The organism is Mucilaginibacter flavus (assembly GCF_030409315.1).
In the GTDB taxonomy this organism is placed as follows: domain Bacteria; phylum Bacteroidota; class Bacteroidia; order Sphingobacteriales; family Sphingobacteriaceae; genus Mucilaginibacter; species Mucilaginibacter flavus.
Map to the genome: position 1 here is coordinate 20,318 of NZ_JAUFPS010000015.1, position 26,260 is coordinate 46,577.

At 41.1% G+C, this 26,260-nt stretch carries 21 protein-coding genes; 10 read left to right on the forward strand and 11 right to left on the reverse strand.

Features of this window, described 5'->3' with window-relative positions; all coding sequences use genetic code 11:
• Nucleotides 1–184: 184 nt before the first annotated feature.
• The 3 genes from QWZ17_RS05315 to QWZ17_RS05325 all read left to right on the forward strand — a co-directional run bounded on the left by QWZ17_RS05315 (nucleotide 185) and on the right by QWZ17_RS05325 (nucleotide 1,357).
• Nucleotides 185–406, forward strand: coding sequence for a hypothetical protein (locus QWZ17_RS05315; protein ID WP_290303973.1), 222 nt, complete (start codon nucleotides 185–187; stop codon nucleotides 404–406).
• 182 nt (nucleotides 407–588) lie between these two features.
• Nucleotides 589–804 carry a hypothetical protein gene (locus QWZ17_RS05320; RefSeq protein ID WP_290303974.1) on the forward strand — a complete coding sequence of 72 codons (216 nt, stop codon included), beginning with the start codon at nucleotides 589–591 and terminating at the stop codon, nucleotides 802–804.
• 115 nt (nucleotides 805–919) lie between these two features.
• Complete coding sequence (locus QWZ17_RS05325; RefSeq protein ID WP_290303975.1) at nucleotides 920–1,357, forward strand: hypothetical protein; 438 nt, start codon at nucleotides 920–922, stop codon at nucleotides 1,355–1,357.
• Between the two features lie 151 nt (nucleotides 1,358–1,508).
• Here QWZ17_RS05325 and QWZ17_RS05330 read toward each other — a convergent pair whose 3' ends face one another.
• Both QWZ17_RS05330 and QWZ17_RS05335 read right to left on the reverse strand, forming a co-directional pair.
• On the reverse strand, nucleotides 1,509–1,964 hold the full coding sequence (locus QWZ17_RS05330) for a PA2169 family four-helix-bundle protein (protein ID WP_290303977.1): 456 nt from the start codon (nucleotides 1,962–1,964) through the stop codon (nucleotides 1,509–1,511).
• 89 nt (nucleotides 1,965–2,053) lie between these two features.
• A complete protein-coding gene (locus QWZ17_RS05335) occupies nucleotides 2,054–2,215 on the reverse strand; it encodes a hypothetical protein (RefSeq protein ID WP_290303978.1) in 162 nt (53 codons plus the stop codon).
• Between the two features lie 776 nt (nucleotides 2,216–2,991).
• On the opposite strand from QWZ17_RS05335, the gene QWZ17_RS05340 reads away from it, so the two are divergent.
• The 4 genes from QWZ17_RS05340 (at nucleotide 2,992) to QWZ17_RS05355 (ending at nucleotide 14,922) form a co-directional block, all read left to right on the forward strand.
• Nucleotides 2,992–4,494 (forward strand): ATP-binding cassette domain-containing protein, encoded by a 1,503-nt coding sequence (locus QWZ17_RS05340; RefSeq protein ID WP_290303980.1) that lies wholly within the window; start codon nucleotides 2,992–2,994, stop codon nucleotides 4,492–4,494.
• Nucleotides 4,495–4,685: 191 nt separating this feature from the next.
• A complete protein-coding gene (locus tag QWZ17_RS05345; protein WP_290303981.1) occupies nucleotides 4,686–7,904 on the forward strand; it encodes a T9SS type A sorting domain-containing protein in 3,219 nt (1,072 codons plus the stop codon).
• A 402-nt stretch (nucleotides 7,905–8,306) separates the two neighbouring features.
• On the forward strand, nucleotides 8,307–14,681 hold the full coding sequence (locus QWZ17_RS05350) for a LamG-like jellyroll fold domain-containing protein (protein ID WP_290303982.1): 6,375 nt from the start codon (nucleotides 8,307–8,309) through the stop codon (nucleotides 14,679–14,681).
• A gap of 7 nt (nucleotides 14,682–14,688) precedes the next feature.
• Nucleotides 14,689–14,922, forward strand: a complete 234-nt coding sequence (locus QWZ17_RS05355; RefSeq protein ID WP_290303984.1) for a hypothetical protein — start codon at nucleotides 14,689–14,691, stop codon at nucleotides 14,920–14,922.
• Nucleotides 14,923–15,089: 167 nt separating this feature from the next.
• Here the strand turns inward: QWZ17_RS05355 and QWZ17_RS05360 are convergent, their stop codons facing one another.
• The 6 genes from QWZ17_RS05360 to QWZ17_RS05385 all read right to left on the reverse strand — a co-directional run bounded on the left by QWZ17_RS05360 (nucleotide 15,090) and on the right by QWZ17_RS05385 (nucleotide 18,618).
• Complete coding sequence (locus tag QWZ17_RS05360) at nucleotides 15,090–15,755, reverse strand: DUF4136 domain-containing protein (protein ID WP_290303985.1); 666 nt, start codon at nucleotides 15,753–15,755, stop codon at nucleotides 15,090–15,092.
• Nucleotides 15,756–15,820: 65 nt separating this feature from the next.
• On the reverse strand, nucleotides 15,821–16,390 hold the full coding sequence (locus QWZ17_RS05365; protein WP_290303986.1) for a Maf family nucleotide pyrophosphatase: 570 nt from the start codon (nucleotides 16,388–16,390) through the stop codon (nucleotides 15,821–15,823).
• A gap of 88 nt (nucleotides 16,391–16,478) precedes the next feature.
• A complete protein-coding gene (locus QWZ17_RS05370; protein ID WP_290303988.1) occupies nucleotides 16,479–17,000 on the reverse strand; it encodes a KdsC family phosphatase in 522 nt (173 codons plus the stop codon).
• 117 nt (nucleotides 17,001–17,117) lie between these two features.
• On the reverse strand, nucleotides 17,118–17,360 hold the full coding sequence (iscX, locus tag QWZ17_RS05375) for a Fe-S cluster assembly protein IscX (RefSeq protein ID WP_259096531.1): 243 nt from the start codon (nucleotides 17,358–17,360) through the stop codon (nucleotides 17,118–17,120).
• 123 nt (nucleotides 17,361–17,483) lie between these two features.
• The gene (locus tag QWZ17_RS05380) at nucleotides 17,484–17,816 is read right to left on the reverse strand and encodes a 2Fe-2S iron-sulfur cluster-binding protein (protein WP_290303990.1); all 333 of its coding nucleotides are present in this window, start codon (nucleotides 17,814–17,816) and stop codon (nucleotides 17,484–17,486) included.
• A 19-nt stretch (nucleotides 17,817–17,835) separates the two neighbouring features.
• Nucleotides 17,836–18,618, reverse strand: a complete 783-nt coding sequence (locus QWZ17_RS05385) for a Rossmann-like and DUF2520 domain-containing protein (RefSeq protein ID WP_290303991.1) — start codon at nucleotides 18,616–18,618, stop codon at nucleotides 17,836–17,838.
• Nucleotides 18,619–18,698: 80 nt separating this feature from the next.
• Between QWZ17_RS05385 and QWZ17_RS05390 the strand changes: the two genes are divergently transcribed.
• Nucleotides 18,699–19,619: an alpha/beta fold hydrolase gene (locus tag QWZ17_RS05390; RefSeq protein WP_290303992.1), complete on the forward strand. Its 921-nt coding sequence runs from the start codon at nucleotides 18,699–18,701 to the stop codon at nucleotides 19,617–19,619.
• 79 nt (nucleotides 19,620–19,698) lie between these two features.
• Here the strand turns inward: QWZ17_RS05390 and QWZ17_RS05395 are convergent, their stop codons facing one another.
• Entirely contained in the window at nucleotides 19,699–21,225 is a 1,527-nt protein-coding gene (locus QWZ17_RS05395) for a family 43 glycosylhydrolase (protein ID WP_290303993.1), read from the reverse strand.
• 378 nt (nucleotides 21,226–21,603) lie between these two features.
• Here QWZ17_RS05395 and QWZ17_RS05400 point away from each other — a divergent pair, with 378 nt between their 5' ends.
• Both QWZ17_RS05400 and QWZ17_RS05405 read left to right on the forward strand, forming a co-directional pair.
• Complete coding sequence (locus QWZ17_RS05400) at nucleotides 21,604–22,326, forward strand: hypothetical protein (protein WP_290303994.1); 723 nt, start codon at nucleotides 21,604–21,606, stop codon at nucleotides 22,324–22,326.
• A gap of 11 nt (nucleotides 22,327–22,337) precedes the next feature.
• A complete protein-coding gene (locus tag QWZ17_RS05405; RefSeq protein ID WP_290303996.1) occupies nucleotides 22,338–23,057 on the forward strand; it encodes a hypothetical protein in 720 nt (239 codons plus the stop codon).
• A gap of 3 nt (nucleotides 23,058–23,060) precedes the next feature.
• Here QWZ17_RS05405 and QWZ17_RS05410 read toward each other — a convergent pair whose 3' ends face one another.
• Nucleotides 23,061–23,783, reverse strand: coding sequence for a phytanoyl-CoA dioxygenase family protein (locus QWZ17_RS05410; RefSeq protein ID WP_290303997.1), 723 nt, complete (start codon nucleotides 23,781–23,783; stop codon nucleotides 23,061–23,063).
• Nucleotides 23,784–23,793: 10 nt separating this feature from the next.
• Nucleotides 23,794–26,256 carry a cytochrome c biogenesis protein CcsA gene (gene ccsA, locus QWZ17_RS05415; protein ID WP_290303998.1) on the reverse strand — a complete coding sequence of 821 codons (2,463 nt, stop codon included), beginning with the start codon at nucleotides 26,254–26,256 and terminating at the stop codon, nucleotides 23,794–23,796.
• Nucleotides 26,257–26,260 lie beyond the last annotated feature (4 nt).

Here is a 26,260-nt window from a genome sequence, read left to right on the forward strand (position 1 = left end):
TAATAATAATTACACCTGCAAATCTGCGATAAAAAAACGGCAGGCAAAACATTCCCAAGAGCTATAAAATCTACCAATTCTATAGAATTTAATTTTTTTTTCAATTTAATGGGTTACCTTTTTTAGAATAGGGTATTAATTACCGAAAACGATCAAAAAACATTAACATTTAAAACTCACGAAAATGAAAAATTTATTTAAAACCGGTTTAGTTGCTTTAGTTATTGCTGTTTCTTTCTCTGCTTGTGGTGGTGCTGCTAAATCTGGCGCTGCTGATTCAGCTAAAAAAGATTCAGCTAAAGTTGATTCAGTGAAAAAAGATTCAACAGTAGCTACTGATTCAACTGCTAAAGCTGGTGCAGCTAAAGTTGACTCTGTAAAAAAAGACACAGCAGCTAAAAAGTAATTGCTGAAACATATTTATAAAAAGGGAGCACAGGTATAAACCTTAATCCCTTTTTATTGATTTTTTAGTTTTTTTACAACGTAAAAGGTAATTCTTAATTTTTTTTTGAAAATTATGGGTTACCTTTTTGCATTTGCGGTATTAACAGAAAAACTATTAAATCATTTATTAAAAAATTAAACATGAAAAATTCATTCAAATTAGGCTTAGTTGCCTTAGCTATCGCTACTTCATTTGCAGCTTGTAAAGGTGCTTCATCTTCTTCTGCTGCAGATTCAGCTAAAAAAGATTCAGCTAAAATGGACTCAGCTAAAATGGATACTGCTGCTAAAATGGGCGCAATGAAAGATACTGCTAAAGTTGATTCAGCTAAAAAAGACACAGCTAAAAAAATGTAATCTTACTTTTTTTAGATTGCTAAAAACGCTTCCGGTTTCGGAAGCGTTTTTTTGTGCTATCAATTTCCCAAAACAATTTAAAGCGCCATTGTTTAATTGGGTAAATTATCTATCTATGAAATATTCCGACTGGAAAAATTTATCTGCCCAAGAGCGTAAAAATATTGGCTGGCACCGGCATCCTCATATTAAAACCGCCACTCTTTATAGCATTGCTTTTTTTGTTACCGCCATCATTATAATTTTCGGCATTAGCAAAAACAGCGTAGTGCATATAAACCGCAAGCCTACTTCAAAAGAAGCCTTCGAAAGTGCAAAAATATTTGTGCGCGAACGTTTAAAGCAACCAGGCACAGCAAGTTTTCCGGATAACAACTTCAGTCCGGTTATTGATACCACTACAAACAGCTATCAAATTAAATCTACCGTAAAGTCTATTGACGCAAACGGCCAAACAACAAAATCAAACTGGACCATCAAAATGACATACAAAGGCGGCGACTGGTCTGAACGAAACAGCTGGCAAGTTCAGGAAATTAGTCTCGGGCAGTAAAGGATGAATTGTGAGCGGTCAGTAGTGCGTGGTGATTACTTGTAAAGTTGTTTTTTAAGGAGGGCCTGGCTTAAAAAAAAGGTCTGGCGTTCTCTGCGCCAGACCTTTTTGTTTTTTGTATTGATACTTACTACTTGATACTAAAATCAAATCAATGAACGCTATCGCGTAAAGCTTTGATCTCATCGTGAGCATCAAGAATTTCGTCTTGCTGCCTGGTAATCAGGTCACGCAAAAAAGCGGGAACATACTCTTCGTTTAACGCTGCGCGATAGGCCTTCACTATAGCATCTTCTCCAAACTCACATTCTTCGAGGATGTTGTGCGTATCGTGACCCGTAAAGGCCGCCTTAACGTCGAGCCAGGCCCTGTGAATCTTTCCGCTGGTGGTGGTGCTTGTGTCAATATCTTTACCTAACACTTCCACCTCTTTTCCGAGTTCGTTTTTATAACGGTTACTGGCATCAATGTTTGCTAAAAAGAGAGATTTCAAATCGGGCTCTCCGTCTTTCAAATCTTTTAAGGCACGGTTATATCCTTCAATTCTGTCGTTGTTGATCTGAATCAGATCATTCAGTACTTCTGTTGTTGCTTGCGTATTTTCCATGGTAAATTATGTTTTTGTTATTAATACAACTCAAGAAGCAAAGGATTGTTTAATTAAAAATACAATAATTATCCCCATAGTAAATATATCTATTTTCTAAAAAGAGAAATAAGCCAAACAATAACAAGGATTACAACAATAACGGCTATAATTCCAACAACAGCCCCAGCTTTAAATATTCCTGAAATTACAGAGCAACTGCTTAGCGTTAACATGATCATTCCGATCAACAATAAATTTAGGTTTTTCATAGTGGTTTTTTTTAGATAGAATTAGCAACAGCGTTCAATTTTTTTCTGTGCTGTTAAACTTAATACAATAACCAGACCTACTTTAAAAATGGCCATTTTATAGCGCTAACTCAACCTTTAAGTGTATCATGTTTGTTATCAACTCAAAAAAATGTACAGAAAGTTATACATTGCATTAAACTAAATAAACTTTCTGAAGTCATAGCTCAAATGATAGCAGAGGGCATTTTAGAGAGATTTAATTAATCAATCATTTAATAACTATTTTTTTGATTAACTAAAAAACAATTGCATCGCCCATGCGTTTTAAAATTTATTACAAACTTCAAAAGCCTGCAACAACAGTACTTTACTATCCCCTGTATATACATTAACATACTAATAGTGCATGTTTTTGTTAAATATTAAAAAGTACTGTTCAGTTTTAGTAATTTTGAAAATTCTATTTATAACTATACATTATTATGACTATCGAAATACAACCAAACATTGAATGCGAGAATTGCATCAAATGTGGAACCAGACCTCAGGTTGAGCAAGTAAAAAAACACTGGATTGTTGCCTGCCCGAATAAGAAATGCAATAATTTTGTAAAGGACGAAATGGTTAATATAGCAGGCTGGAACAGGCTAAACAAAAACAACGCGCAATTAAACCCAAATCAATCGTTAAAGAGAACCGCATAATTAAAGATAAATCAACTTTTATGTTTAAATAATACTTGATAGAAGCGCTTTTTCATGTAGATGACTAATTTTGCCACTACAGAACAAGCTATGACTACAAACTATTTTTCTATAAACAATGCCACTGTTAGATTTTTGAACAATACGCTGTTCAAAAATCTAACTTTCAAAATAAACCAAAATGAACATTGGGCACTCATCGGTCCAAGTGGTTCTGGCAAAAGCGCCTTGCTGCAAACAATAGCAGGGAGATTTAATATTACCGGGGGCGAGATCAATTATCATTTTGATGAGCAGCTTTTAAGTACCCTGCCCCATACTAATGGTGTAAGCGCCAAAACAAAGCTAATTGCACTTGTTGAGCCGCGCCATCATTTCAAAAATTTATCAAACACAAGTGATTTTTATTATCAACAACGATACAACTCCTCTGACTCTGAAGATGCGTTAACAGTTGACAATTACCTGGCATCTGTAAATACAGGGCAGATAACAGCCGCCAGGTGGACAACAGAAAACGTACTCACCTTACTCAACCTGCACCAGCTACGAGATAAACAGTTAATCAAATTATCAAACGGCGAAACCAAACGCCTTATGCTGGCCGCGGCACTACTCAAAAATCCGGTATTATTATTATTGGACAATCCGCTAACGGGACTGGACATAAAAACAAGACAGGAGTTTAATGGGATCATTAACCAGATCATAGCATCGGGCATAAGCTTAATCATAGCCACCTCGGCACATGAAATTCCGGATGCAATTACGCACGTGGCAGTTTTAAAGGAAGGCACTATTGTGCATGAAACACCCCGCGCCAAATTTAACGCTGAATTATTTAGCGCCGGTACCGAAGATTATTTAGATGCTGCCGAACTTAGCGCCCTGCTTAACATTAATACAAATACCACCAACTACCACCATATTGTAAAAATGGATAAAGTACATATCCAATATGGCAGCAAAGTGGTTTTGGATGATTTAAACTGGGAAGTTAATCCGGGCGAGCGTTGGGCTTTGCTTGGGCCGAACGGCGCGGGCAAATCAACCTTGCTTAGCTTAATTAATGGTGATAACCCTCAGGCTTATGCCAATAATATTATTTTGTTTGATAAAAAGCGCGGCACCGGCGAAAGCATTTGGGATATTAAAAAGAAAATAGGATTTGTATCGCCAGAACTGCATCAATATTTCCCAACGGACAACAGCTGCTTACAGGTAATAGAATCTGGCTATTATGATACCTTAGGTTTGTTTAGGCCCAGCAGCAAAGAGCGCGCTTCCATAGCCCTGCGTTGGATGAAAACTCTTGAGATTGACCAATATGCGCGAATCCTACTTAAAAATGTACCGGCCAGCACTCAACGTTTATGCCTGTTAGCCCGCGCCCTGATTAAAAACCCTGCGCTTCTTATTTTTGATGAGCCATGCCAGGGAATGGACGACCACCAGCAGCTACATTTTAAAAACCTGGTTGATACCCTTTGCCGCATCAGCAATGTAACCCTTATTTATGTAACACACTATCAGCATGAAATACCTAACAGCGTTGATAAAGTGCTTCAGTTACAGAACGGTAGAGTAGTTTAACTAAACCCAAACCGCTACATAATTATTATATATATTTATAATATTTAATAACTACAAAATAAACAATCTATTCACTTTGTTCATTATCCGAAAAAGGCCGTCATAATTATAAAACACTCGTACTAAGAGGTAAATTCATGTATTATTCCAACAACCAATAGGAATAAAATACTACTTAATTTACTTGCGTTATGAGAAAGCTAATAGTGTACATGGCTATGCCGTTGCTACTGCTTGTTTTACAAATATCTTTGGCAAATGCCGGCACAAAAAATTGGGTGGGAGGCACTACCGGAGCGGTATCAAACTGGAACACAGCAGGTAACTGGTCGCCATCTGGTGTACCGGCTACTGGAGACGATGTAAATATCGGCTTAATTTTATCGTTCACTAATCCGCCAACGGTGGCATCTACCGATAATTTATCCTGCAAATCTATCACTTTCGGTGCCTTGGTTCCGTTAAGCTCGCTTTTATTAACTGTTAATGGGAAATTAACCGTAAGTAGCAACATTATTCAATCATCTTCATTACTAACCACATACACTACTACTATTGCAGGTACGGGTTCCCTTATTTGTAGTGGCTATTTACAAATTGCTGATAATACTACATTTTCTTCTGTACTTAACCTAACCAGCAACTTAAAAATGATATCAACCATTACCAACTTTAATATAGCTGGTGATGTAACCGTTAACTCAACTGTTATAGGCGTAAATATAATATTGACACTCACCCTCGGGCAAATAAACGGTTCATTTTCACTACAAGGTGGCACCACAACTGTAGGCGGTAAAATATTAACACAAAGTACCTTTACAGGTCTTGGCCCATCGGTGGCTGGTACACCCACATTTTATATAGAACCTGGCACAGGCAACAGCGCGGCTTTGCGACTGTCGGGCGCAACCCCTATTAATACCTCAAGCCTAAGTAACTCTATTGACTTTTATGCAGGCAGCGGCACCTGTACGGTAGAATACAACGGAACCGTAAGCCAAACCGTTTATACCGATAATTCAACCAATACCTATTTAAATACATCGCCATCGGTGTATCAAACCGTGAAATTTACCGGCACTGGGCAAAAAAACGCGCAGTCAAGCAACCTTACCATTGCTGGCGATTGGGCGTCATCCGGCGGCAAAGTTGATGTGGTAAGTAACAACCCAACCGTAATATTCCAGGGCACTGCGCAAAACCTGTCTGATACCAGTTCAGACTCGGGCAATGGTGTGGTATTTAAAAACATAACCTTCCAGGTAAGCGGCACCAAGTTAATTAGCCTGGGCAACTTTGCGGTATCAAGCACAGGTATTTTAACTATGGCTACAACATCATCAACTACTTTAAACGCCAATAGTTTACTAACATTAAAATCTGATGCCAATTCCACAGCCGCTGTAGCGGCAATACCAAGCGGCTGTAGTATTACGGGTGTGGTGCATGTTCAACGCTTCATTACAGGTGGCGGCACCAATAACAATCGCGGTTACCGCATGGTAAGCTCGCCGGTAAACCAAACAAGCCCCACCTCGGCACTAACCAATACGTTTGGCTTAACTTATTTAAAAGATCACACTTTTAATGGTATCGCTTATACAGGCGTTTATACAGGAGGAACCGCAGGTACTTCCGCAGGATTTAGCACTACAAGTGCAGGACCTACAATTACCATTTTTGATGAAAGAAAGGTAAATAATAATTTCGCTTACTCTGCCGGTAAAAACATCGGGGTTACCAAAATTACGCCTACCAACGGCGTTTTCACTTCGGCCACCACAAATACCATCGATCTGACAGACGGAACCACCGGGCTATCATTGCCAGTAGGTAATTCATTCCAGATGTTTTTTATCGGGCCAAGCAGCCGCACAAACACATTAGCATCCGTGGCTCCACAGGATGCAGTGCTTACTGCTCACGGTTATCTTAACCAGAAAAACGTTACCGTGGCATTGTGGCATACACCAACCGGGGGTGTTTCAGGAAATTTATCCTATACCAGCTCGCTGGGTACTACCAATGCCGGCTATAATATGGTGGGAAATCCGTACGCTTCTACAATTAACCTTCAAACCGTGTTGAATGATAACTCGGCAAGCATCGATAATATTTATATCCTATCAGCCATGGCATACCCTTATCAGTCATTTGTCGCTTACACACCAAGCGGAACTTCCGCTCCCTCATCGGGTTATGCCGTTAGCGGCGAAGGCTTTTTTGTACATGCTATTGGAACTGGTAAAACTTTAACATTTAATGAAAATGAAAAAGCGCCGACAACTCAGCTAACAGGGGGTGCGCTCATCATGTCGGCTCCAAAGGGAGAAACAATTACGGCAAATGGCGGCGTAGCCAGCGGCAACTTTAAAACCATGCTCACCCTTCAAAACACACAATCAACTAACAACGCCTTAACCGGATTTTATATGAAGATGGAACACGATACCATCAACTATAATTATTGCGGTATTTATTTCGGTGATCAATGGTCTGCAAAATTCCAGCAAGGTGATGCCAGGGATATCAATACGGGGGCTGCTTATGTATCCATGTCAAGCCTGTCTTCCAATGGCGTAATTTCTGCAGTTAAGCATTTTCCGGGTTACAAAAATGGCTCGCGGATTAAATTATACGCAGATGGAAAAAAAGATGGAATGTATACTTTGAGTATCGAAGATATACGCAACATCGATACCAATAATTATAAAATTAACCTGCTCGATCATTTTAAAAATGACTCCCTCGATATTGGCCGTTACAAGAAATATGCGTTCAATATTTTAAAAAGCGACACCAATTCTTTTGGCGGCAAAAGGTTTGAGCTGGCCATTGAACCACTTGCCGCAAGCGCCAAGTACAAACTTGCAAGCCTCAACGCTCAAAAAGCCAATGACGGCATACTGGTTACCTGGAGAACATTAAATGAAGGGAGTAATTATTCCTTTACTTTAGAAAAACAACTCGCTAACGGAACTGATTATGTCCCGGTTTATAATTTACAAAGCAACGGCGGTACAAATTATGCCTATACCGATAAAACACCAATTAAAGGAAACAACGTTTACCGGCTAAAACAGGTTGATTTATTTGGTAACATTACTTACGCAGGGCCCGTTAGCGTTTACTACGATCAATCCGGCACCTCAGATCTTTTTGTGGTTTACCCCAATCCTACTGCCGAACAATTGACCGTAAACGTAACCAACAACCAAAACAATAACGCGTTGCCCTCATATAATCTTAAAATTTACGATGCGACAGGTGCCGTGATCATTCAAAAAAACGCGGCCAGTACCTGCTGGAGCGAAAACGTATCGCAATTTAAACCGGGACTATATATTGTCGAGCTGAAAGACACCAATGGTTATTCATTGGGGCAGGCTAAGTTTTTAAAACGGTAATACTCCCCCTTCTTTCAATCTTTTCTTTCGAGCTATCGAGCTTTTTAATCAAAAAAGTTAGGTACACCTCCTGCTTTGATTTTCCTGAAATTGACTACTCAATAACGGACACAATATCCGACCATTGAAATTATCGCCTCAGTTAACTAAAGTAATTTTTTTAAATAAATTTTCCTCAAAATACGCGCACCTTAAGCACAATTATTTTAAAGGAAATTTTTCCCCATCACGGAAAAAAAGTCACAACCTATAGGAATATGTTTATTGAAAATATTTCGCTAAAAACGCAACTTTGTTACCATTGTTTTACGTAAATGCTTTAATTGTTAGTTTTTTGGCTAATTTTAAGGGTTTAAATTTCATTAGCACATTTTTTGCGTAACCTTCACAAATCTTACTCGTTTGAAAACACGTATACTTAAATATTTATTAGCAATACTGATAATATGCTGTTCTACTTACTCAGTTAAGGCACAGCGGTATATTACTAACAGTATAGGATACGCCTGTTATAACTATTTTGACAGCAACACTGTAGACAATACCAATAATAACAACCCAAGTGGCGTTTATGCTCCAGGTTTTTTACCAGACCCTAACGTAGCAACCAATAATACATCAGTAATTGTTTCTGGGGCTGCTACAAATAATCTTGCAGCAGCATCAGGCCGTTGTTTACAGTCCAAATACCAGGCAACGCCAAAAGGGCTCGCAGTAAACTACATTCCCAATGCTGCGGATGCATCATTTAAAACATCTTTAAATAATAATGATTGGGAATGGTCATTGATATATAACTGTAATTTAGGTTTTTTTCGACCATCAACACCATCAACTACAATAGGGTCAAATTTAACAGCCGGTTCAAACTCTTGGCGGTATTGGCTAAGCGCATCAAGCAGTACATTTTCAACATCAATGGATGGTTTTTATCTAACGCAAGACGCATCCGGTTTTTTACGCGTTTATGTTGTAAAATCAGGAACTGCTTATCAATTACTTGTCAGCAACTCCGCACTCAATAACGGAACTTCATATTGTATAAAAATACAGAGAAATGCAGGTGGGTACTGGAAAATGTACTTAGATCCACTTACAACTACAGTAACACAAGCTCAAACGCTGCAAACTTCAAGAACGAATGCGAGCGACGGCCAAGCTGTTTCTCTTACCTACGGATCATCTTATTTGGAGGCAGAAAATTCATTCGGTTCGGATGGGGCGTTTCAGTTTGATGAAATGCATATGTATACCCGATATTTAAAATATTCCGGAATAACAAGCACTGCTAACGGTATTACTCCATCGCCACTTTACGCGGGGATGGGCACGGCCATATTATATGGCATGCAAATACAATCAAGAGGCAACTATGAAATGGGTTCACAAATATACTTTACAAGTACGGGAACCAACAGCGCGCAGGGCAATTTTACAGGCAACGCAAGTCTTTACCGTACAACTAATAGCGTATTTGCAGTAAGTGGTTCAACTTTAATAAACAATGCACTTAGTTTATATGACACCGGCACACAAAACACCTTTTCCTTCAGTGATACGTATGTAAGCGCCGGGAATACTGATGGTAGCGCCACTAATCTGGGGTATTATTTTATTACAGCAACCCTTAATTCAAGTGTTAACACAAGTTCAACTTTAACATACAACGGCTTCTCATCAATATACGAAGTAAAAGCCTCTGGTAATTCATCAGCCGCTACTATTGTTAATTCCCCGGGTACAACCGCAGCGATCACTTTTGCCAGTCCAACTACAGCTACCGTTACAACCACAACACCAGTAACTAATATTTACGGTGGAACAGGTACAGTTGGCGGCAGTATCACCTCAACTGGCGGCAGTACAGTTACCGAATATGGGGTTGTTTATTCAACAAGCGCGACAACCCCAACTACTGCAAACAGTAAATTTATAATGGGATCTGGCGCTACAACAGCTACTACATTTTCGGCTCCTTTACAGGGCCTTGCACCTAATACAACCTATTACGTGAGAGCATATGCTATAAACTCACTAGGTACGTCGTATGGCGCCGCTACCTCATTTACCACACTGGCGGCGCCCAACATCGCCTATGTTACGCCCCAGACTTATACAGTAAATACAGCAATTACTCCCCTTTCACCTACCAATACGGGAGGTGCAGTGCCGGCGACAACATATCTTGCTACAAGTAATTTCGTAACTTCGGGTTTAAGTCAACCTTTCAACCTTGATTTCGATGCTGCAGGTAATCTATATGAAGTTGATAATACCACTGGAAATATTTTAAAAATTTCGCCAGCAGGAGTCGTTACAACATTTGCGACCGGCCTCGCCGCCGGTACCTTAACAGGCATTGCGGTAGATCCCTCAGGCTACGTATATGTTGGTAGCGTTTCTAACGTCATTTATAAGATAACCCCAGCAGGGGTTGTTAGTAATTACATATCGTCAGCTTCGCTAAATTCCCCATATGGTCCGATACTTGATAATGCAGGAAACTTATACTTTGCTTCTTTTACAACAGGTAATATTTACGAAATTCCATACGGCACAACAACACTTACTTTAGTTGGCTCAGGCTTTAATGGCCCTTGGGGGCTGGCGTTTGATCCGGCAGGAAATTTATATGTTTCCGAACGTACCGGAGGAGGTCTTTATAAAATTATAAATAGTACAACAAAAACATTAATAGCTTCTTTTGGCAGTCTAAGCGGAGTTGTAATTGATGCAGCAGGTGATATATTTGTGGCCGATTACGGTTTGGGAATTGCTGGTAATGGCGCGGTAAGAGAAATACCGGCGGGCTCCAGTACTCCGGTTGCCATTTTAACAGGCTTAAATAGTACTCGTGGTTTAGCCCTTGACCCTACCGGTCAGAGTTTATATATCGCAGATTCGGGAAATAATAAAATAATTAAAGAAATTTTAACAGGGTACACTTACACCGGTACCCTACCTGCCGGTCTTAGTTTCGATTATACTACGGGTACTGTAAGCGGTACACCAACAGCTGTTACTTCTGCAACCGGTAATACAATAACCGTAACGGGATATAACAGTGCTGGCAACAGTGTAACAACATTAACTATAATAGTAAACCCTACAGCCCCAACTGTAGCGGGTACAACAACACTTTGCGGAGCCCAAACAACATCCTTAACCGCCTCTGGTGGTTTGCCGTCGGGGGGGACTTATAATTGGTATACCGTTGCTACGGGAGGTACGGCTGTTGCCAGCACAGCTACTTACACTCCGTTTATGGGGGGTACTACTACATTATATGTTTCATACACATCTGGTGCAAGTATAAGCGCACGCACGCCTGTAACAGTTACCGTTAATCAAAAATTTTCTTCTTCAATAAATACGCCCATGCTTAGCTATCCTTTTGAGAGTGGCAGCTTAACAGATTGGTCTGGACTTGCTAATACCGGGACTCTACAGGGCAATACGCTACCTGTAGCTACGGCCGATAGAAATGGCATTACCAACGGTGCTTATCAATTTAGCGGTACTAACGCCAGTCCGCAATACATTTCTACAACAACACAGTATGATCCTTTAGTTTATAGCTATAGTATTTGGTTTAAAACCACTACTGCAGGTGGTAAATTGATAGGTATTGGCGGTGCGCAAACCGGAAGTAATGCTACGCAAGATCGTAACCTTTATATTGGCAGCACAGGGCAACTTTTTTATGGTGTGTACAACGGTGGTACAGTATCCATTAATACAACTACAACATATATAGATGGGTTATGGCACCACGCGGTGGTTACAGACGGCCCAACATATGGTATGAGAATTTATGTAGATGGAACTCTACAGGCATCTACAGCCACCTATACCATACCCCAACAGATTAATGAATACTGGAGAATAGGTGGCGACAACCTTGCGGGATGGCCAAGCAGACCTACCAATGACTATTTTGTTGGTACACTTGATGATGTAGCTATTTATAACCATGAATTGACGCCTACAGAAGCAGCATCCAACGATATGAACCTGTATAGTTTTTCGAGTGCATATTGTGCCAACAACCCGTTAACGGTAACAGCACAAACCATTCCTGGTGCTACCTATAGTTGGGTTGATAATGCTACGCCGTCAATTACCGGCACCAACAACCCCGTGACGTTTAGCAATGCAACCGCAACTAATTACACCCTTACAACCACCGTTAACGGCTGTACACAAAGCACAGCAATTGTTACTCCAGCTATACAGACATATACATGGACAGGCGCCAATAGCAGTACAAACACTGCCAGTAACTTAAACTGGACCAATACATCAACCGGGATTGTTGGAACGGCTGGCAGCGGTGCCCCTACCTTTAACGGCACCGAAAATATAATTATACCAGGTGGTTTAAGTTTCTATCCGGCTTTAACAGGAACTACTAAGATTTACACATTAACCATTAATAGCGGAGGCTCATTAAATCTAAATGGCAATACGTTAACGGTTGGCTGTAACATTTTCAACAGTTCGGGTGGTCAAATTCTTTACTCATCAAACAACTCTTCGGGTATTAACTGGGCTGGCAGTGTATCAAACCAAAGTTTTACAGGAAGTACTACGGCCAGCACAACGCAGGTAGGCACAATGACAATTGCTAACACAAATGCAACTCCTGGAACTATAACCGTAAATAGCGGTAGCCTTGATGTTTATTACGCCCTTAACATGACAACCGGTAACCTTGCTGTAACATCGCCAGCAACGCTAACTTTAAAAAGCAGTTCCACTCAATCGGCAGCAGTGGGCATAATACCAACCGCATGTAGCATTACTGGTATTGTAAATGTCGAACGTTTTATTACGGGTGGCGGCACCAATAACAATCGCGGTTACCGCATGGTAAGTTCGCCGGTAAACCAAACAAGCCCCACCTCGGCACTAACCAATACGTTTGGCTTAACTTATTTAAAAGATCACACTTTTAATGGTATCGCTTATACAGGCGTTTATACAGGAGGAACCGCAGGTACTTCCGCAGGATTTAGCACTACAAGTGTAGGCCCTACAATTACCATTTTTGATGAAAGAAAGGTAAGTAACAATAAAGCTTACTCTGCCGGTAAAAACATCGGGGTTACCAAAGTTACGCCTACCAACGGCGTTTTCACTCCGGCTACTACAAATACCATCGATCTGACCGACGGAACCACCGGACTATCATTGCCAGTAGGTAATTCATTCCAGATGTTTTTTATCGGGCCAAGCAGCCGCACAAACACATTAGCATCCGTGGCTCCACAGGATGCAGTGCTTACTGCTCACGGTTATCTTAACCAGAAAAACGTTACCGTGGCATTGTGGCATACACCAACCGGCGGTGTTTCAGGAAATTTATCCTATACCAGCTCGCTGGGTACTACCAATGCCGGCTATAATATGGTGGGAAATCCGTACGCTTCTACAATTAACCTTCAAACTGTGTTGAATGATAACTCGGCAAGCATCGATAATATTTATGTGCTATCAGCCAGAGCATACCCTTATCAGTCATTTATTGCTTATACACCAAACGGAACATCGGGTCCTTCTACCGGATATGCCGTTAGTGGCGAGGGCTTTTTTGTGCATGCCATTGGAACTGGTAAAACCTTAACATTTAATGAAAATGAAAAAGCGCCGACAACTCAGCTAACAGGGGGTGCACTCATCATGTCGGCTCCAAAGGGAGAAACAATTACGGCAAACGGTGGCGTAGCCAGCGGCAACTTTAAAACCATGCTCACCCTTCAAAACACGCAATCAACTAACAACGCCTTAACCGGATTTTACATGAAGATGGAACACGATACCATCAACTATAATTACTGCGGCATTTATTTCGGTGATCAATGGTCTGCAAAATTTCAGCAAGGCGACGCTAAGGATATCAATACAGGTGCCGGTTATGTATCCATGTCAAGCCTGTCTTCCGATGGCGTAATTTCTGCAGTTAAGCATTTCCCGGATTACAAAAATGGCTCGCGTATTAAATTATATGCAGATGGACAAAAAGATGGAATGTATACTTTGAGTATCGAAGGTATACGCAACATCGATACCAATAATTATAAAATTAACCTGCTCGATCATTTTAAAAATGACTCCCTCGATATTGGCCGTTACAAGAAATATGCTTTCAATATTTTAAAAAGCGACACCAATACTTTTGGCGGCAAAAGGTTTGAGCTGGCCATTGAACCACTTGCAGCAAGCGCCAAGTACAAACTTGCAAGCCTCAACGCTCAAAAAGCCAATGACGGCATACTGGTTACCTGGAGAACATTAAATGAAGGGAATAATTATTCCTTTACTTTAGAAAAACAACTCGCTAACGGAACTGATTATGTCCCGGTTTATAATTTACAAAGCAACGGCGGTACAAATTATGCCTATACCGATAAAACACCATTTAAAGGAAACAACGTTTACCGGCTAAAACAGGTTGATTTATTTGGTAACATTACTTACGCAGGGCCCGTTAGCGTTTACTACGATCAATCCGGCACCTCAGATCTTTTTGTGGTTTACCCCAATCCTACTGCCGAAACACTGCACGTCAATGTAACTTTTGGCAAAACTAACAACACAGCGGCTACGTATAAACTAAACATTTATGATGTAACCGGCTCACTTGTAATGCAAAAAACATCAGTTAATACAACCTGGAGCGAAAATGTTTCGAAATTCAATCCGGGCATATATATTGTTGAGTTGAAAGATAATAACGGAAGTTCGTTAGGAAAAGCTAAATTTGTAAAAAAATAAATTTAAGATGAACAAGAAAGTGATGTTTAAATTGGGCTGGCGATTATTGTTTACCTTATTGATATTTATATCGACTGTATTTTTGCCAATTATATCAAAGGCTCAAACCTCTATCGATTGTGGCGATGGGCAAGATCCATTCAATAACGCCTGCCCTCTTGATACCTGGGTTATTGTATTAGCAATAACTGCAGGCGCATTAACCACAATACATTTATACCGTAAACAAAAAGCTGCTTAGAATAGGATAAAGGATAAAGGATAAAGGATAAAGGATAAAGGATAAAGGATAAAGGATAAAGGATAAAGGATAAAGGATAAAGGATAAAGGATAAAGAAAACCTTTGGGCAAGCCCAAAGGTTTTTTTATGACATGTAGGTTAATTCAATTATTAACAGGAAACCGCCTTAGCCTTTTTTAGGAGCAGGAAGCTGAGGATGTGCCGGTGTTAACTGCAATTGGGCAACTACGCCGTTTACTACTTTGGGTAATTCTTTGATGGTTGTTTTAGGGTTATGCAGTTCGCCTACGCCAAAGCCGCGCCACACCAGCTGCCTGCTGTTACGGTCAATCATATCAATAATCAATGTGCCCTCTTTGTAAGGTACCCTGGCATATGAACCGCCTCCATAACCGCCCCAGCCCCAGCCTGGTCCGTAGCCAAAACCACCGTAGCCATAAAACGAACGGTAACCCCAGCCACCGTAACCTCCCCAGCCCCAGCCGGTATAAAGGCCACCATAGTAAGATGGGTAAAACTCGGTTTTCATACCACGACCGGTGAGGGTTGAATAGCTAACAATCAAATCTGGATTGCTGTTATTATCCACCAATTTTAGTCCTTTGGCTTGTAAAGCGGCAATGGTAGCGCTTTTTACAGCTTCGTCACCAATTTCCTTTTTCACCATAGCGCCGGCCTTATCGGTTTGCATATCGGGTGCAAGCCAGGTAAAGGTGCGGTAAGATGAAAGATCGGTTTTGTTTCTTGCCGCGGTGTAATAGTTGTAGCTGCTGCAAGCAGATAGGGCGGATACCAACAATACCACCAACCCCAGGTTAATAATTTTTTTCATGACAAATTCGCTCCCTTATATATTTAACTGTTAGACTACCGAAAAACGAAAGGTTTAATTTAAAATTACTTATTTAAATTAATTAATTGAGCATATAATTTCTCGGTAGGTAGCCCTACCACATTGGTGTATGAACCTTGTATTTTTTGTATGCCAATAAGGCCAATCCGTTCCTGGATGCCGTATGAGCCGGCTTTATCCAAGGGGTTATATTGTTCAACATAACTGCTTATTTCTTCCAGACTCATCTGCCTGAAAAACACTTCAGATACATCAAAAAAACTATTGTATTTGCCCTTGTATAAAATACAAACCCCGGTAACCACCAAATGGATTTTACCGGATAACATTTGTAGCATTTCGATAGCGTGTTGCGGCGTTTCGGGCTTGCCAAGAATCAAGCCATCGACACAAACAATGGTATCGGCGGTGAGTACTACCTCATCCCCTACCTCCTGGTCAAATGCTTCGGCTTTTTTGCGGGCGATGTATACAGCCACTTCCTGAGGCGTTAAACCATCGGGATATGATTCGTCAACCTCTTTCAACACAACCTCAAAATCAAGATCCATCAACCTTAAAAGCTCCTGCCTGCGCGGCGATTTAGATGCAAGAATGATTTTGGGAATGTTCATTGGGACTATGGGATTAGCGGACTTTGAGACAATTGGACAAAAGAGGAAAGATTTTTGAATTTTAACTTTTGAATTTTGACTTTGAAATCTACCAGCTATAGGCTTCCTCGCTCATCCATCTGTCTTGTACCTTAAGTACCTTTTCGATGATATCGCGGGCGCAGCCTTTGCCGCCGCCGTATGGCGATACGTAGGCGCTTACTGCTTTTATTTCTTCAACAGCATCGGCGGGGCAAACGGGTAAGCCGGCCAGTTTCATTACTTCCAGATCGGGAATATCATCACCCATGTATAGAACATTAGTGGCTATAATAGCTTTCTCTTCGAGGTAAATTTTAAACCTTTGCGATTTGGTATGTGTACCCATGTAAACATCCTGTATGCCCAGGCTGTTTAAGCGGTAAATAGCACTTTTTGACCTGCTGCCAGATATAGCACAAACATTGTATCCGCATTTAACAGCTAATTGCAATGCATAGCCATCTTTGATATTGAAAGCACGGCTTTGCTCGCCGGTATCCGTCACAAAAACAGAACCATCGGTTAGCACGCCGTCCACATCAAAAATAAACGTGGTTATATCTTTTAACTTATGTAAAAATGACTCCATTAAATGTGTTTTGATTTCACCGATTAAGGCGATTACACTGATTTTTATTGCAATTGTACTGATGTAAGAATGATTGAAGGTAAACTACTCACCGTTCACCACTCACTACTCACAACCCTATTGGTTATCCCGCCACTCATAAACCCAGGCCGATTGGATTTGCTCCAGGTGGCCTTCGTTTGATTGTTCTTTTGTACCGGCAAAGTTAGGGAGGCTTAATACCCACTCCAACAGTTCGGTAAAACGGATGCGGTATATTTTCGATTCATTAAAATCATCGCCAAACTTTTCGTAAAGTTCCATGGCAATGTCTTCATAATCGTTCCAGTGAATTGGCAGGGCAAATTTATTGTCGCTCATCTTATTGGGTTATACGTTGTACGTGCTACGTTATACGTTTTTATTTGAGTTTAAATTTATTGGTCTTAAAATTACGTACCACGTATAACGTACTACGTAAAACCTCACAAAATGCAAGGCCGCTTAGTGGCCCATAAAGCCCGACTGATCTGGCAGGGTTACTTCAATATCGCCATCAATAATCACGCACTGGCAACCAAGGCGCGAAGTAATGCGCGGATTAACAGCCCTATCGATAAAATCTTCTTCCTTATCAGATATTTCCTGGATGTTATCCATCCCCTTGTTTACATAAATATGGCAGGTACTGCATCCGCAAACGCCACCGCAATTGTGCTGTAATTCAATGCCATTTTCCAGGCATACGTCTAAAACAGATTCTCCCTCAGCTATTGGCAGTTCGATAGTTTCGTGATCTTTTTCCTCGAAATTTATCTTTACTTTAAAAATATTCATTTAGGCAAAAGTAACAAAATTACTTATCCCCACGCCCATCAATATTGTTTTTGATAATGGCCTGACTTAATAACGTATAGATAGCCTGCATTTGAGGTTCATCGTGCAACAATTGCAAATGAGCCGCCATTGTTGACTGATCATTACGCACCGCCGGGCCTGTTTGTACACTTGCAGGGGCCTGCTGCTGCACTTTTTCGGCTGTCTCCAATATCAATGGTCGTAGTAAATTAAAGTCCAACTGATGATGTGCCAGCAGTTGTTGGGCCACGCCGTATAAATAATTGGGGAAATTACATGCAAAAACCGCGGCGAGATGCAATATTTTTCGCCCGGCAGAGTTAATGCTGTAAACCCTGTTACTAACCGTTGCTGCAAATTGCTGTAAATCAGCATAAATACTATCACTTGCGGCTTCAATACAAAGCGGAACGTTGAGAAAATCAACTTCACGGGTTTTGCTAAAAGTTTGCAGCGGATAAAGCACACCGGCTTTATCGGTATATTTTAACAACACATCAAGGCTTGTTGCGCCAGATGTGTGCACCATTAATTTTTGATGACTGGCCAGCGTTTGGGCAATTTGTTCAATAGCATCGTCCTTAACAGAAATGATAAACAGGCCTGTATCGGCACTGATATCGGCTATGTTATCTGTAGCAGCGGCCCCCACATGGTAAGCCAGTAAAGAAGCATTATGCAAATTAGGGCTGTAAACCTGTACAATACGGTGGCCGGCATTTTTAAAAGCAGCCGCCATATGAGTTGCAACATTACCAGATCCTATAAATGTTAAGCGCATATAATTTTTTAATTAATGTTTCAATTGGCTAATTACCAATTAAATATTTCAGTATTTTAGCGAACATCATCTAATACCTTATGAAAATACTTAAAGTAAGTATAATAATTTTGATATTTCTTGTCGGCGCGGCCTCTTTGATATTGTACGGATTTTACGAAGCCAACAATAAAGAGAAGAAAGTATTAACAGATGCCGATCGTAAAAATATCCCGGGTAGTTTCATCAAATTAAGTAAGGGTATTACCCATTACGAACTTAACGGTCCCGAAAATGGCGAAGTTGTAATACTTGTTCATGGCTTTAGCGTACCGTATTATATTTGGGATGGCACCTATGAATACCTTGTTAATAAAGGGTACAGGGTATTACGGTACGATACCTACGGCCGCGGCTATTCTGACAGGCCCGATGTTACTTATAATAAAGAACTTTACAACCATCAATTACTTGAACTCATTAGCGGGTTAAAACTACAGGGTAAAATTAACCTGGCCGGTGTATCATTTGGAGGCGCTATTATAACCAACTTTACCTGCACCCACCCCGATGTTGTGAACAAAGTTATACTTATTGATCCGGCTTACCAAAACGATAACCCAAACGCGCCAAGGCTTTTTACCATTTACAACGAAGCCGTTAACTCAGAAAAACGGGCCAAAGGACAGGCTACCGATTTTAAGTACCCCAAACAACACCTTGATTGGGAAAAACGTTATTTGCCGCAAATGCGCTTTAAGGGTTTCAGAAAAGCGCTGATATCAACCATGTATGATTATAACGAGCAGGGCCGCGAAAGTAATACCTGTTTAAATGCGCAAAACAAACAAGTATTGCTGATATGGGGTAAGGATGATCAAACCGTGCCATTCCGCTTTAGTGACTCTATACGGAGTGTGTTAAAAGTAGATTTTTTCCCGGTGACAGACGCCGGTCATTTGCCTTTTTTAGAAAAACCTGATTCTGTTAATGCGAAGATAGCGGCGTTTTTGAAGGGGTAGCATCCGTATTTATCCAATAAAAAGACCGGTTTCCTTATCGAAAACCGGTCTTTCTGTTTTTAGCCGATACAAAAAGAACTTATGGCACCACGCTCCATAATTCGGCATCGTATTGATTTTCATACCATTGCTCCAGCTTAGTACCGGGTGTGGTATTGCTGTTGGGTACGTTTAAGGCAAGCAAACTGCGGCGGCTAACTATTTTGAAATAGCCACTGCCCATATCCTGCACACGCCACTCCTGCGCGTTGCCGCCTACATCGTTCCACTCTATCAAAATATTACCGGCAGTTAATGAATTGCCGGCGTCATCCAAACATAAATTGCTGGCTGCCGATTTGATTTTGTAAAAACCATTGCCCAGGCTGGTAAATACCCATTTTTGCGCTATGTTGCCGTTATCGGTCCATTCCTGCAGCTGCGTACCTGGTGTTGTTGAACCGCTTGGCACATCCAGGCATTGCCCCGTTACTTTTGATTTGATGCGATAAGTACCGTTAGCTATAGGCATGCTATAGCTTGTGCCAATAGCGGGGGCCGCAATAGGTATACCTTTTTCAATCGGGTAGCCGAAGAACGGCACATCGCCATCCCAGGTAAATTGCTGGGTCATGATGCGCCTGTCCCAGCCAGAGCCATCCGCATTGGCGGCATGGTACACTATCCACCACTGGATATTATCGGGCGATTTAACAAACGATGCATGACCCGGACCAAACACATTGCCAAATTTGGAAAATGCCGGGGTAGATTGCTTTGTCCACGATGCTTTCGACATTAAATTACCGTTAGTACAGGTTATGCGGCCAAGGCAATAATCGTTTGTCCAGCTACCGCTGGCCGAGTAAACCACACTCACAGTTGTGTTACTTACCAAAGCTTCCGGACCTTCGTTTACCGTTGGCGTACCCACTTTTTCCCAGGCGTAGTCGGGGCGCGAAATTTCAACTCTTTCACTGTTGATGGTGTAAGGGTTGCTCATGGTAGCGATATACAAATACTGCGATACATTGGTAGTACCCTCCCATCCCGACCAGATGAAATACGTTACCCCGTTATAAACAACGGGTGAGCCATCAATTGCCCAATTATCTGTAGTGGCAGCTAACCTGGCTTTATAAGCATAACCTCCGTTTAAAGGGTCATTAGCATCGGCACCGCCCTCTAACACGTGCATGCGGTGATTGTTGTTATTACCATCATCAGCAGCAAAGTACACGTACCATCTGCCGCCCAGGAAATGAAGCTCTGGTGCCCATAAATCGCTGGAATAACTGGTACCCGCGGGTGGTGTAAAAATGTAGGTTTTGGTTTGTTGTAAAACAGTTTGCAACGTGGTTGATTTGGCTATCCAAAGCCTGCCACCATCCGAGCCGCAATAATAGTAATAGCTACCAACCCTTATAACCCAGGGATCATAATAGCTGCCATTATCGATAGAGGGCAGCGCGTTGGTGAAAATTGCCGAGAGGCTGTTAACAGTTTGCTTTGATGAAGTTTGAGTGTCGGCAGCCGCGTTAGTCTTTATATTATTGCCCGATTTTTGGCAACTATTAAACAATAACAACGACGCAACGACCGAAAGAAAAAAGAAGTTGTTTTTCATTTTTTGGGTTTTGGTTTGCATTCTCAAAAATTCGGCAACATTACTTTGGCATCAGCATAATTCATTTACCCAAACGCGTTGTTATTTTATAGACTATAAAATGCCACGGGCGTCATTTTTATAAAATGAGCCCTATAAAAAAGCCTTTTAAACACGCGAGCGGATTTAAACCAGGAAGATCTTAAGCAATAGTTACTGTTTATTAATTGGTGTAATAAGCCCCATCGATGGTTTGCTTAATAAGCAAGCAAATAAGCTTATTTATTTGAAATCACTGAGTATCAGCGTATCAATAGTTAGCAAAATCGTATCAATTTTATTTATCAGGAAGTGTGCATGGTCGTTTTAAAAATCAACAACCTTTTACTACCTTGAAAAATGAAACCTAAATTATTATTCTCCTTGTTTTTATTATTGAATTTGAGTTGCTATGCACGTAGCACCACTTTTAAACCCGACACACAAATTACCGCCGAGCAAGGAAAAAAATTATACGCGAAAGAGCATATACTGTATCCAAGAAGTAGTATCAAAGGTTACAAAAAAAAGTTCGACAACTGCTCTTTTACCAATCAATATACTTTAACCCAACGGTTGAAAATGTACCCTTATTCTAAAGCAATAAAAGTAATGATTGTTTCTTATTTTGGAGGAGGGATGCCTAATCAAGAGATTCGTCTCGACTCTGATACGCCGGCCAAAAAGCAGTTAACCTACAAACAAAAACAACACTATGAAGGCCTGGTAATAAAACACAAAAAACTGGATTACTCCACCCTAATAGAAACCAAAGTTTTGAATCGTCATCAAATTGACGTTCTAACCAATATACTTTTCAATTATGAGTATACCGGCATGAGGGATTATACATTGACAGGCGAAGCGGCATGTTTTGATCCCCGCAACTCTGTCATCTTCTTTGATAAAAACGGGAAGATATTTGATCACCTCGACATTTGCTTTAGCTGCCATCGCTCCGATTCAGCATCTGGAAAATTGAATGTAGGAACAGAGTGCGCTCAGAAGTTTGATATGTTGACGAAATTCTTTATAAAAGCGGGGATAAGGTATGGGTCGGATAAAGCTGTCCCTTTAAATTAAATTTAATGGGCGTGAAATTAACTTTAGCATTTATTTTATCCGTCTTTATAAACATTGGTTGTTTTGCTGCACAAAAATACCTCACAAGTATTGACACAACGCGGCGGCATACAACAAGGCAAATTAAAAGACCAGCTTATCTACCTCAGCCCAAATCGCTTGTAGAGTTTGACCGCTTGTTTAAACCCTGGTATAGCGACTGTGTTTTTACAAGCAAATATTCAATAACTAAACGGTTAAGAAAGTACCCGTTTTCAAAGGCCGATAAAATACTTGCTATATCTTACCACGTTTTTGAATATCCCACCGCGGGCAAAAACGATAGTTTAACTACTGATTCTTTATCGCCAAAAGATAAATTATTGCAAGGCGGCTTTTCAATAAAGGCAGACACTCTTGACCATTCAACGCTGATGGAATGGAAAACTTTAAACAATAATCAAATAAGGCGTTTAGCCACCGTCCTTTACAACACTGGTTTTAAAAAACCTGGTTATAACCTTATAGGAGGTGCCTCATGCTATGAACCACGTAACGCGCTTATTTTTGTAAATAAGCAAGGGAAAGTTTACGATTATCTCGAGGTTTGTTTTGCCTGCAAGCACTACTCCTCGAAATCTGGCAGGTTGAACGTTGGTATCGAGTGTACTCAAAAATATGAGATATTGCGAAAATATTTTAAAAGCATGGGGATTGATTTTGGCACCCGGAAAAATGAAAACCGGCAATAACAATTAAACTACCAGCTTCTCATCCCACTCCAATCCACCATCCAAATCTGCCCTGCTAAATTCAATATGCACCACTCGTCGCTTTTTGTTATTGGTAGTTCGGTTTGATGCGTGGAGTAGCAAGGGGCGCATCACCATCAAGCCGCTTGCTTCTACATTACAGGCCGTTTCAGTTTCGATATCCCAATTAATGGTTTCAGGTCGATAGATTCCTTTGGTATGTGAGCCAGGAATCACTTTTAAAGCCCCATTAGCCTCGTCGGTATTATCAAGGTGGATACGAATAGTGAAGTTATCCTGTAGAATTGACAATGGCGGCTGTACCCCGAATTGATTTTGTTTAGCCGTCCAGGGGCCATAGCCTTCCACATCAGCCTTTTTATCAACTACAATGGTTAAATCCTGGTGCCAGGCTACAAACCAGTTACTTAGTTCGGGTTTATCAAAGTAGATTGATTTGGAAACAAAATAGCCCGCGGGGAAAAGCGTGTTGATTATCGCTTTCAGTTTATCATTAAAAATTAAAGGAACTACCTGCGGTAATTCCTTTAAAAATTGCCTTATGGCAAACAGATCATCTGTTTTGCGAAAGGCTGGATTATTTTGATTGGCCGATGCTATTACATCAAGGATGCATTTAACCTCGGCATGAGTATATATTTCATTGATAACCGTAAAACCATCGCTTAAAATCTCTTGCTGATGCTTTTTCAAATGGTTATCCATCTAATTAAACTTAAACTACCTTCAATTCCTTTTTACGACGCAGTATCGACATAAAGAAACCGATCACCATAATGATGCTACCGCCCCAGAACAAGTTGATATACGGGAACTGGATAGCCTTCATTACCACAAATTTCTTTTTGCTCTCAGGCTGTTGGAACACCACAATTTCTACCGTTTTATGCTCAGGAATCACCTTGCTGAAACGGAGCTTTAAGCCAGCGTCATCAACCTTGCGGGCAAAATCAAATACGTTTCCGTTTTTGATCATGTAAACCGGGCGGGCGCTGTATTTATTGCCGTTTGATACAATTTCCAAATCGGCACCAATGGCCACATCACTATCGGTAAGCGGGATATTTTGTACTTTGGTTTCTTTGTTAAGCGCTTTCAACACAATATAACCGTCACGATATTTGATGGTATCGCCTGCTTTAACCTCGTGGGCTATTGGCGCATCATAGTTTTTGTCGTCGTTATCGGCATCGTGTGCTGCCTCGGCACTTTCGCTGCCCGCCTCAACTGGGGTAATGGCGTTGGTGAGGGTGATATGCGTATAAATATCGCTAAACAGGTAATGCCTTGTATCTGGCGACGCGGCCAATGAACCTTTGCTAACCTGTACTTTTGGTTTCAGCGTAAACTCCTCAGTTACTTTACCCGCGGCATCCACTCTTTTGTAGTTGATTTTGAAGAAATGGTTGGGCGATGATATGGAATCGCCAAGGTATGTAACCATGTAGTCGCCCATTTTGATGGGTTGGTTACGGTATACCGTGATATTTTCGCGTGGGTTTTCTTCTTTGGCAAATTCGGCAGAATAAGCCTCGCCAGTATTATTAACAGATATAACCGATTGTGTACCCGCCGATATCACCGCGCCAAGCAACAACAAGCCAAACCCAATGTGCGCCACTGCCGACCCCGCCAGTTTAAACTTGCCTTTGATAGCGTCAATCAATACTTTACCGTTGGCTATAACTGCATACAATGAGCCCCACATTAACAGCACAAATACAAAGTTAAGTTTGTACAAGCCGCTTAAATAAGCGAATAACGCCGTTAACGCAGCTGCCATAAGCAGGTAAGAGCCGGTGGTAATAAAGAACCGGGTAACATCCGTCTTTTTATATTTTAAAAACTGGGCAATCCCTGTTAACACCGCGATCACAAACGCGAACGAGGCCTGGATCACGTTATAGTGTTCTTTGATATTTGATGGCGGCGCCATTTTGGTTTTAAACATCTCGTTCCAAACCGGCACCGATGTTACCACCAGCATATGAAAGCACGAAAGGCCTAAAAATACCGAGCCAACAAACATCCAAAATTCGCGACTGTAAGTTTCTTCGTCTTTTTTAGTGATGGGCAATTCCTTGTACCTGCGTACCAGCAATACTACCGATAACACCAGGAACAGCATAATGCCTGTGATGAGCTGCCAAAACATGCCCAGATCTGTAAACGAGTGTACAGATGTTTCGCCCAAAATACCGCTCCTGTTCAGGAACGATGAATACCAGGTAAGCACATTGCTCAGCAATACCAAAAATGTAGCGGTAAAGTACGAATGACCTGAGTTTTTGAAAACGATCATCACGTGTAAACCCGCTACCAATACTATCCATGGGAAAATAGAAGCGTTCTCAACAGGGTCCCAGGCCCAAAAGCCGCCAAAGTTAAGCGACTCATATGCCCAAAAAGATCCCATTACCACACCAGTACCTAATATCATACAGGCAAACAGCGCGTAAGGAATAGCCTGCGAAATCCACTCTTTGTATTTTTTTTGCCAAAGCCCGGCCACCGCGTAAGCGAACGGCACTACCATTGCGGCAAAGCCCAGGAACAGGGTTGGCGGGTGAATAATCATCCAGTAATTTTGCAGCGATGGCACCATACCCTGCCCGTCTTTGATAAAAGAAAGATAATCGGGATTAGAGAAGATTGGCGCTTCCATGGATTGCCTTAATAGCAAAAATGGCGAACTGCCTATACGCTGACCAAATATTTCAACACCCAATACCATTGAAGCCAACATTACCTGCGATAGCGCGATGATAGTCATTACCGGGCGCTCCCATGATTTTGAACGGAAGATGAGTACAATACCTAATACCGCCTGCCAGAATAACCAAAGCAAAAAGCCACCCTCCTGTCCGTTCCAAAAGGCCGACAGGATGTAGTAAATAGGTAACGAACGCGAAGTATATGCCCAGGCGTAGTGATACTCAAAAAAGTGTTTGTAAATAAGGTAAAACAGGCAGGTGCCTATCCCTATGATAGCTACCGCGTTAACAAAGTAGCTTATACGACCTAATTTTTGCCAAAAGCTATCGGTTTTACCGGCATCTTCGGTAGTGGCAAAATAATAACTGATACATGATAAAAGAGCGGCTCCGAAAGAAAGTACAATAAAAAACTGACCTATCTGCCCCGGTAAAAGGTGTTCACCTTTAAATTGAATATCCATCAAA

What these genes read in the sequence shown, in the direction of transcription:
- QWZ17_RS05355 (WP_290303984.1), top strand. Translation starts at nt 14,689, where the DNA reads ATGAACAAGAAAGTGATGTTTAAATTGGGCTGGCGATTATTGTTTACC.
- QWZ17_RS05385 (WP_290303991.1), bottom strand. Translation starts at nt 18,618, where the DNA reads ATGCGCTTAACATTTATAGGATCTGGTAATGTTGCAACTCATATGGCG.
- QWZ17_RS05400 (WP_290303994.1), top strand. Translation starts at nt 21,604, where the DNA reads ATGAAACCTAAATTATTATTCTCCTTGTTTTTATTATTGAATTTGAGT.
- QWZ17_RS05315 (WP_290303973.1), top strand. Translation starts at nt 185, where the DNA reads ATGAAAAATTTATTTAAAACCGGTTTAGTTGCTTTAGTTATTGCTGTT.
- QWZ17_RS05360 (WP_290303985.1), bottom strand. Translation starts at nt 15,755, where the DNA reads ATGAAAAAAATTATTAACCTGGGGTTGGTGGTATTGTTGGTATCCGCC.
- QWZ17_RS05330 (WP_290303977.1), bottom strand. Translation starts at nt 1,964, where the DNA reads ATGGAAAATACGCAAGCAACAACAGAAGTACTGAATGATCTGATTCAG.
- QWZ17_RS05395 (WP_290303993.1), bottom strand. Translation starts at nt 21,225, where the DNA reads ATGAAAAACAACTTCTTTTTTCTTTCGGTCGTTGCGTCGTTGTTATTG.
- QWZ17_RS05335 (WP_290303978.1), bottom strand. Translation starts at nt 2,215, where the DNA reads ATGAAAAACCTAAATTTATTGTTGATCGGAATGATCATGTTAACGCTA.
- QWZ17_RS05325 (WP_290303975.1), top strand. Translation starts at nt 920, where the DNA reads ATGAAATATTCCGACTGGAAAAATTTATCTGCCCAAGAGCGTAAAAAT.
- QWZ17_RS05365 (WP_290303986.1), bottom strand. Translation starts at nt 16,390, where the DNA reads ATGAACATTCCCAAAATCATTCTTGCATCTAAATCGCCGCGCAGGCAG.
- ccsA (WP_290303998.1), bottom strand. Translation starts at nt 26,256, where the DNA reads ATGGATATTCAATTTAAAGGTGAACACCTTTTACCGGGGCAGATAGGT.
- QWZ17_RS05320 (WP_290303974.1), top strand. Translation starts at nt 589, where the DNA reads ATGAAAAATTCATTCAAATTAGGCTTAGTTGCCTTAGCTATCGCTACT.
- iscX (WP_259096531.1), bottom strand. Translation starts at nt 17,360, where the DNA reads ATGAGCGACAATAAATTTGCCCTGCCAATTCACTGGAACGATTATGAA.
- QWZ17_RS05380 (WP_290303990.1), bottom strand. Translation starts at nt 17,816, where the DNA reads ATGAATATTTTTAAAGTAAAGATAAATTTCGAGGAAAAAGATCACGAA.
- QWZ17_RS05410 (WP_290303997.1), bottom strand. Translation starts at nt 23,783, where the DNA reads ATGGATAACCATTTGAAAAAGCATCAGCAAGAGATTTTAAGCGATGGT.
- QWZ17_RS05340 (WP_290303980.1), top strand. Translation starts at nt 2,992, where the DNA reads ATGACTACAAACTATTTTTCTATAAACAATGCCACTGTTAGATTTTTG.
- QWZ17_RS05345 (WP_290303981.1), top strand. Translation starts at nt 4,686, where the DNA reads ATGAGAAAGCTAATAGTGTACATGGCTATGCCGTTGCTACTGCTTGTT.
- QWZ17_RS05370 (WP_290303988.1), bottom strand. Translation starts at nt 17,000, where the DNA reads ATGGAGTCATTTTTACATAAGTTAAAAGATATAACCACGTTTATTTTT.
- QWZ17_RS05390 (WP_290303992.1), top strand. Translation starts at nt 18,699, where the DNA reads ATGAAAATACTTAAAGTAAGTATAATAATTTTGATATTTCTTGTCGGC.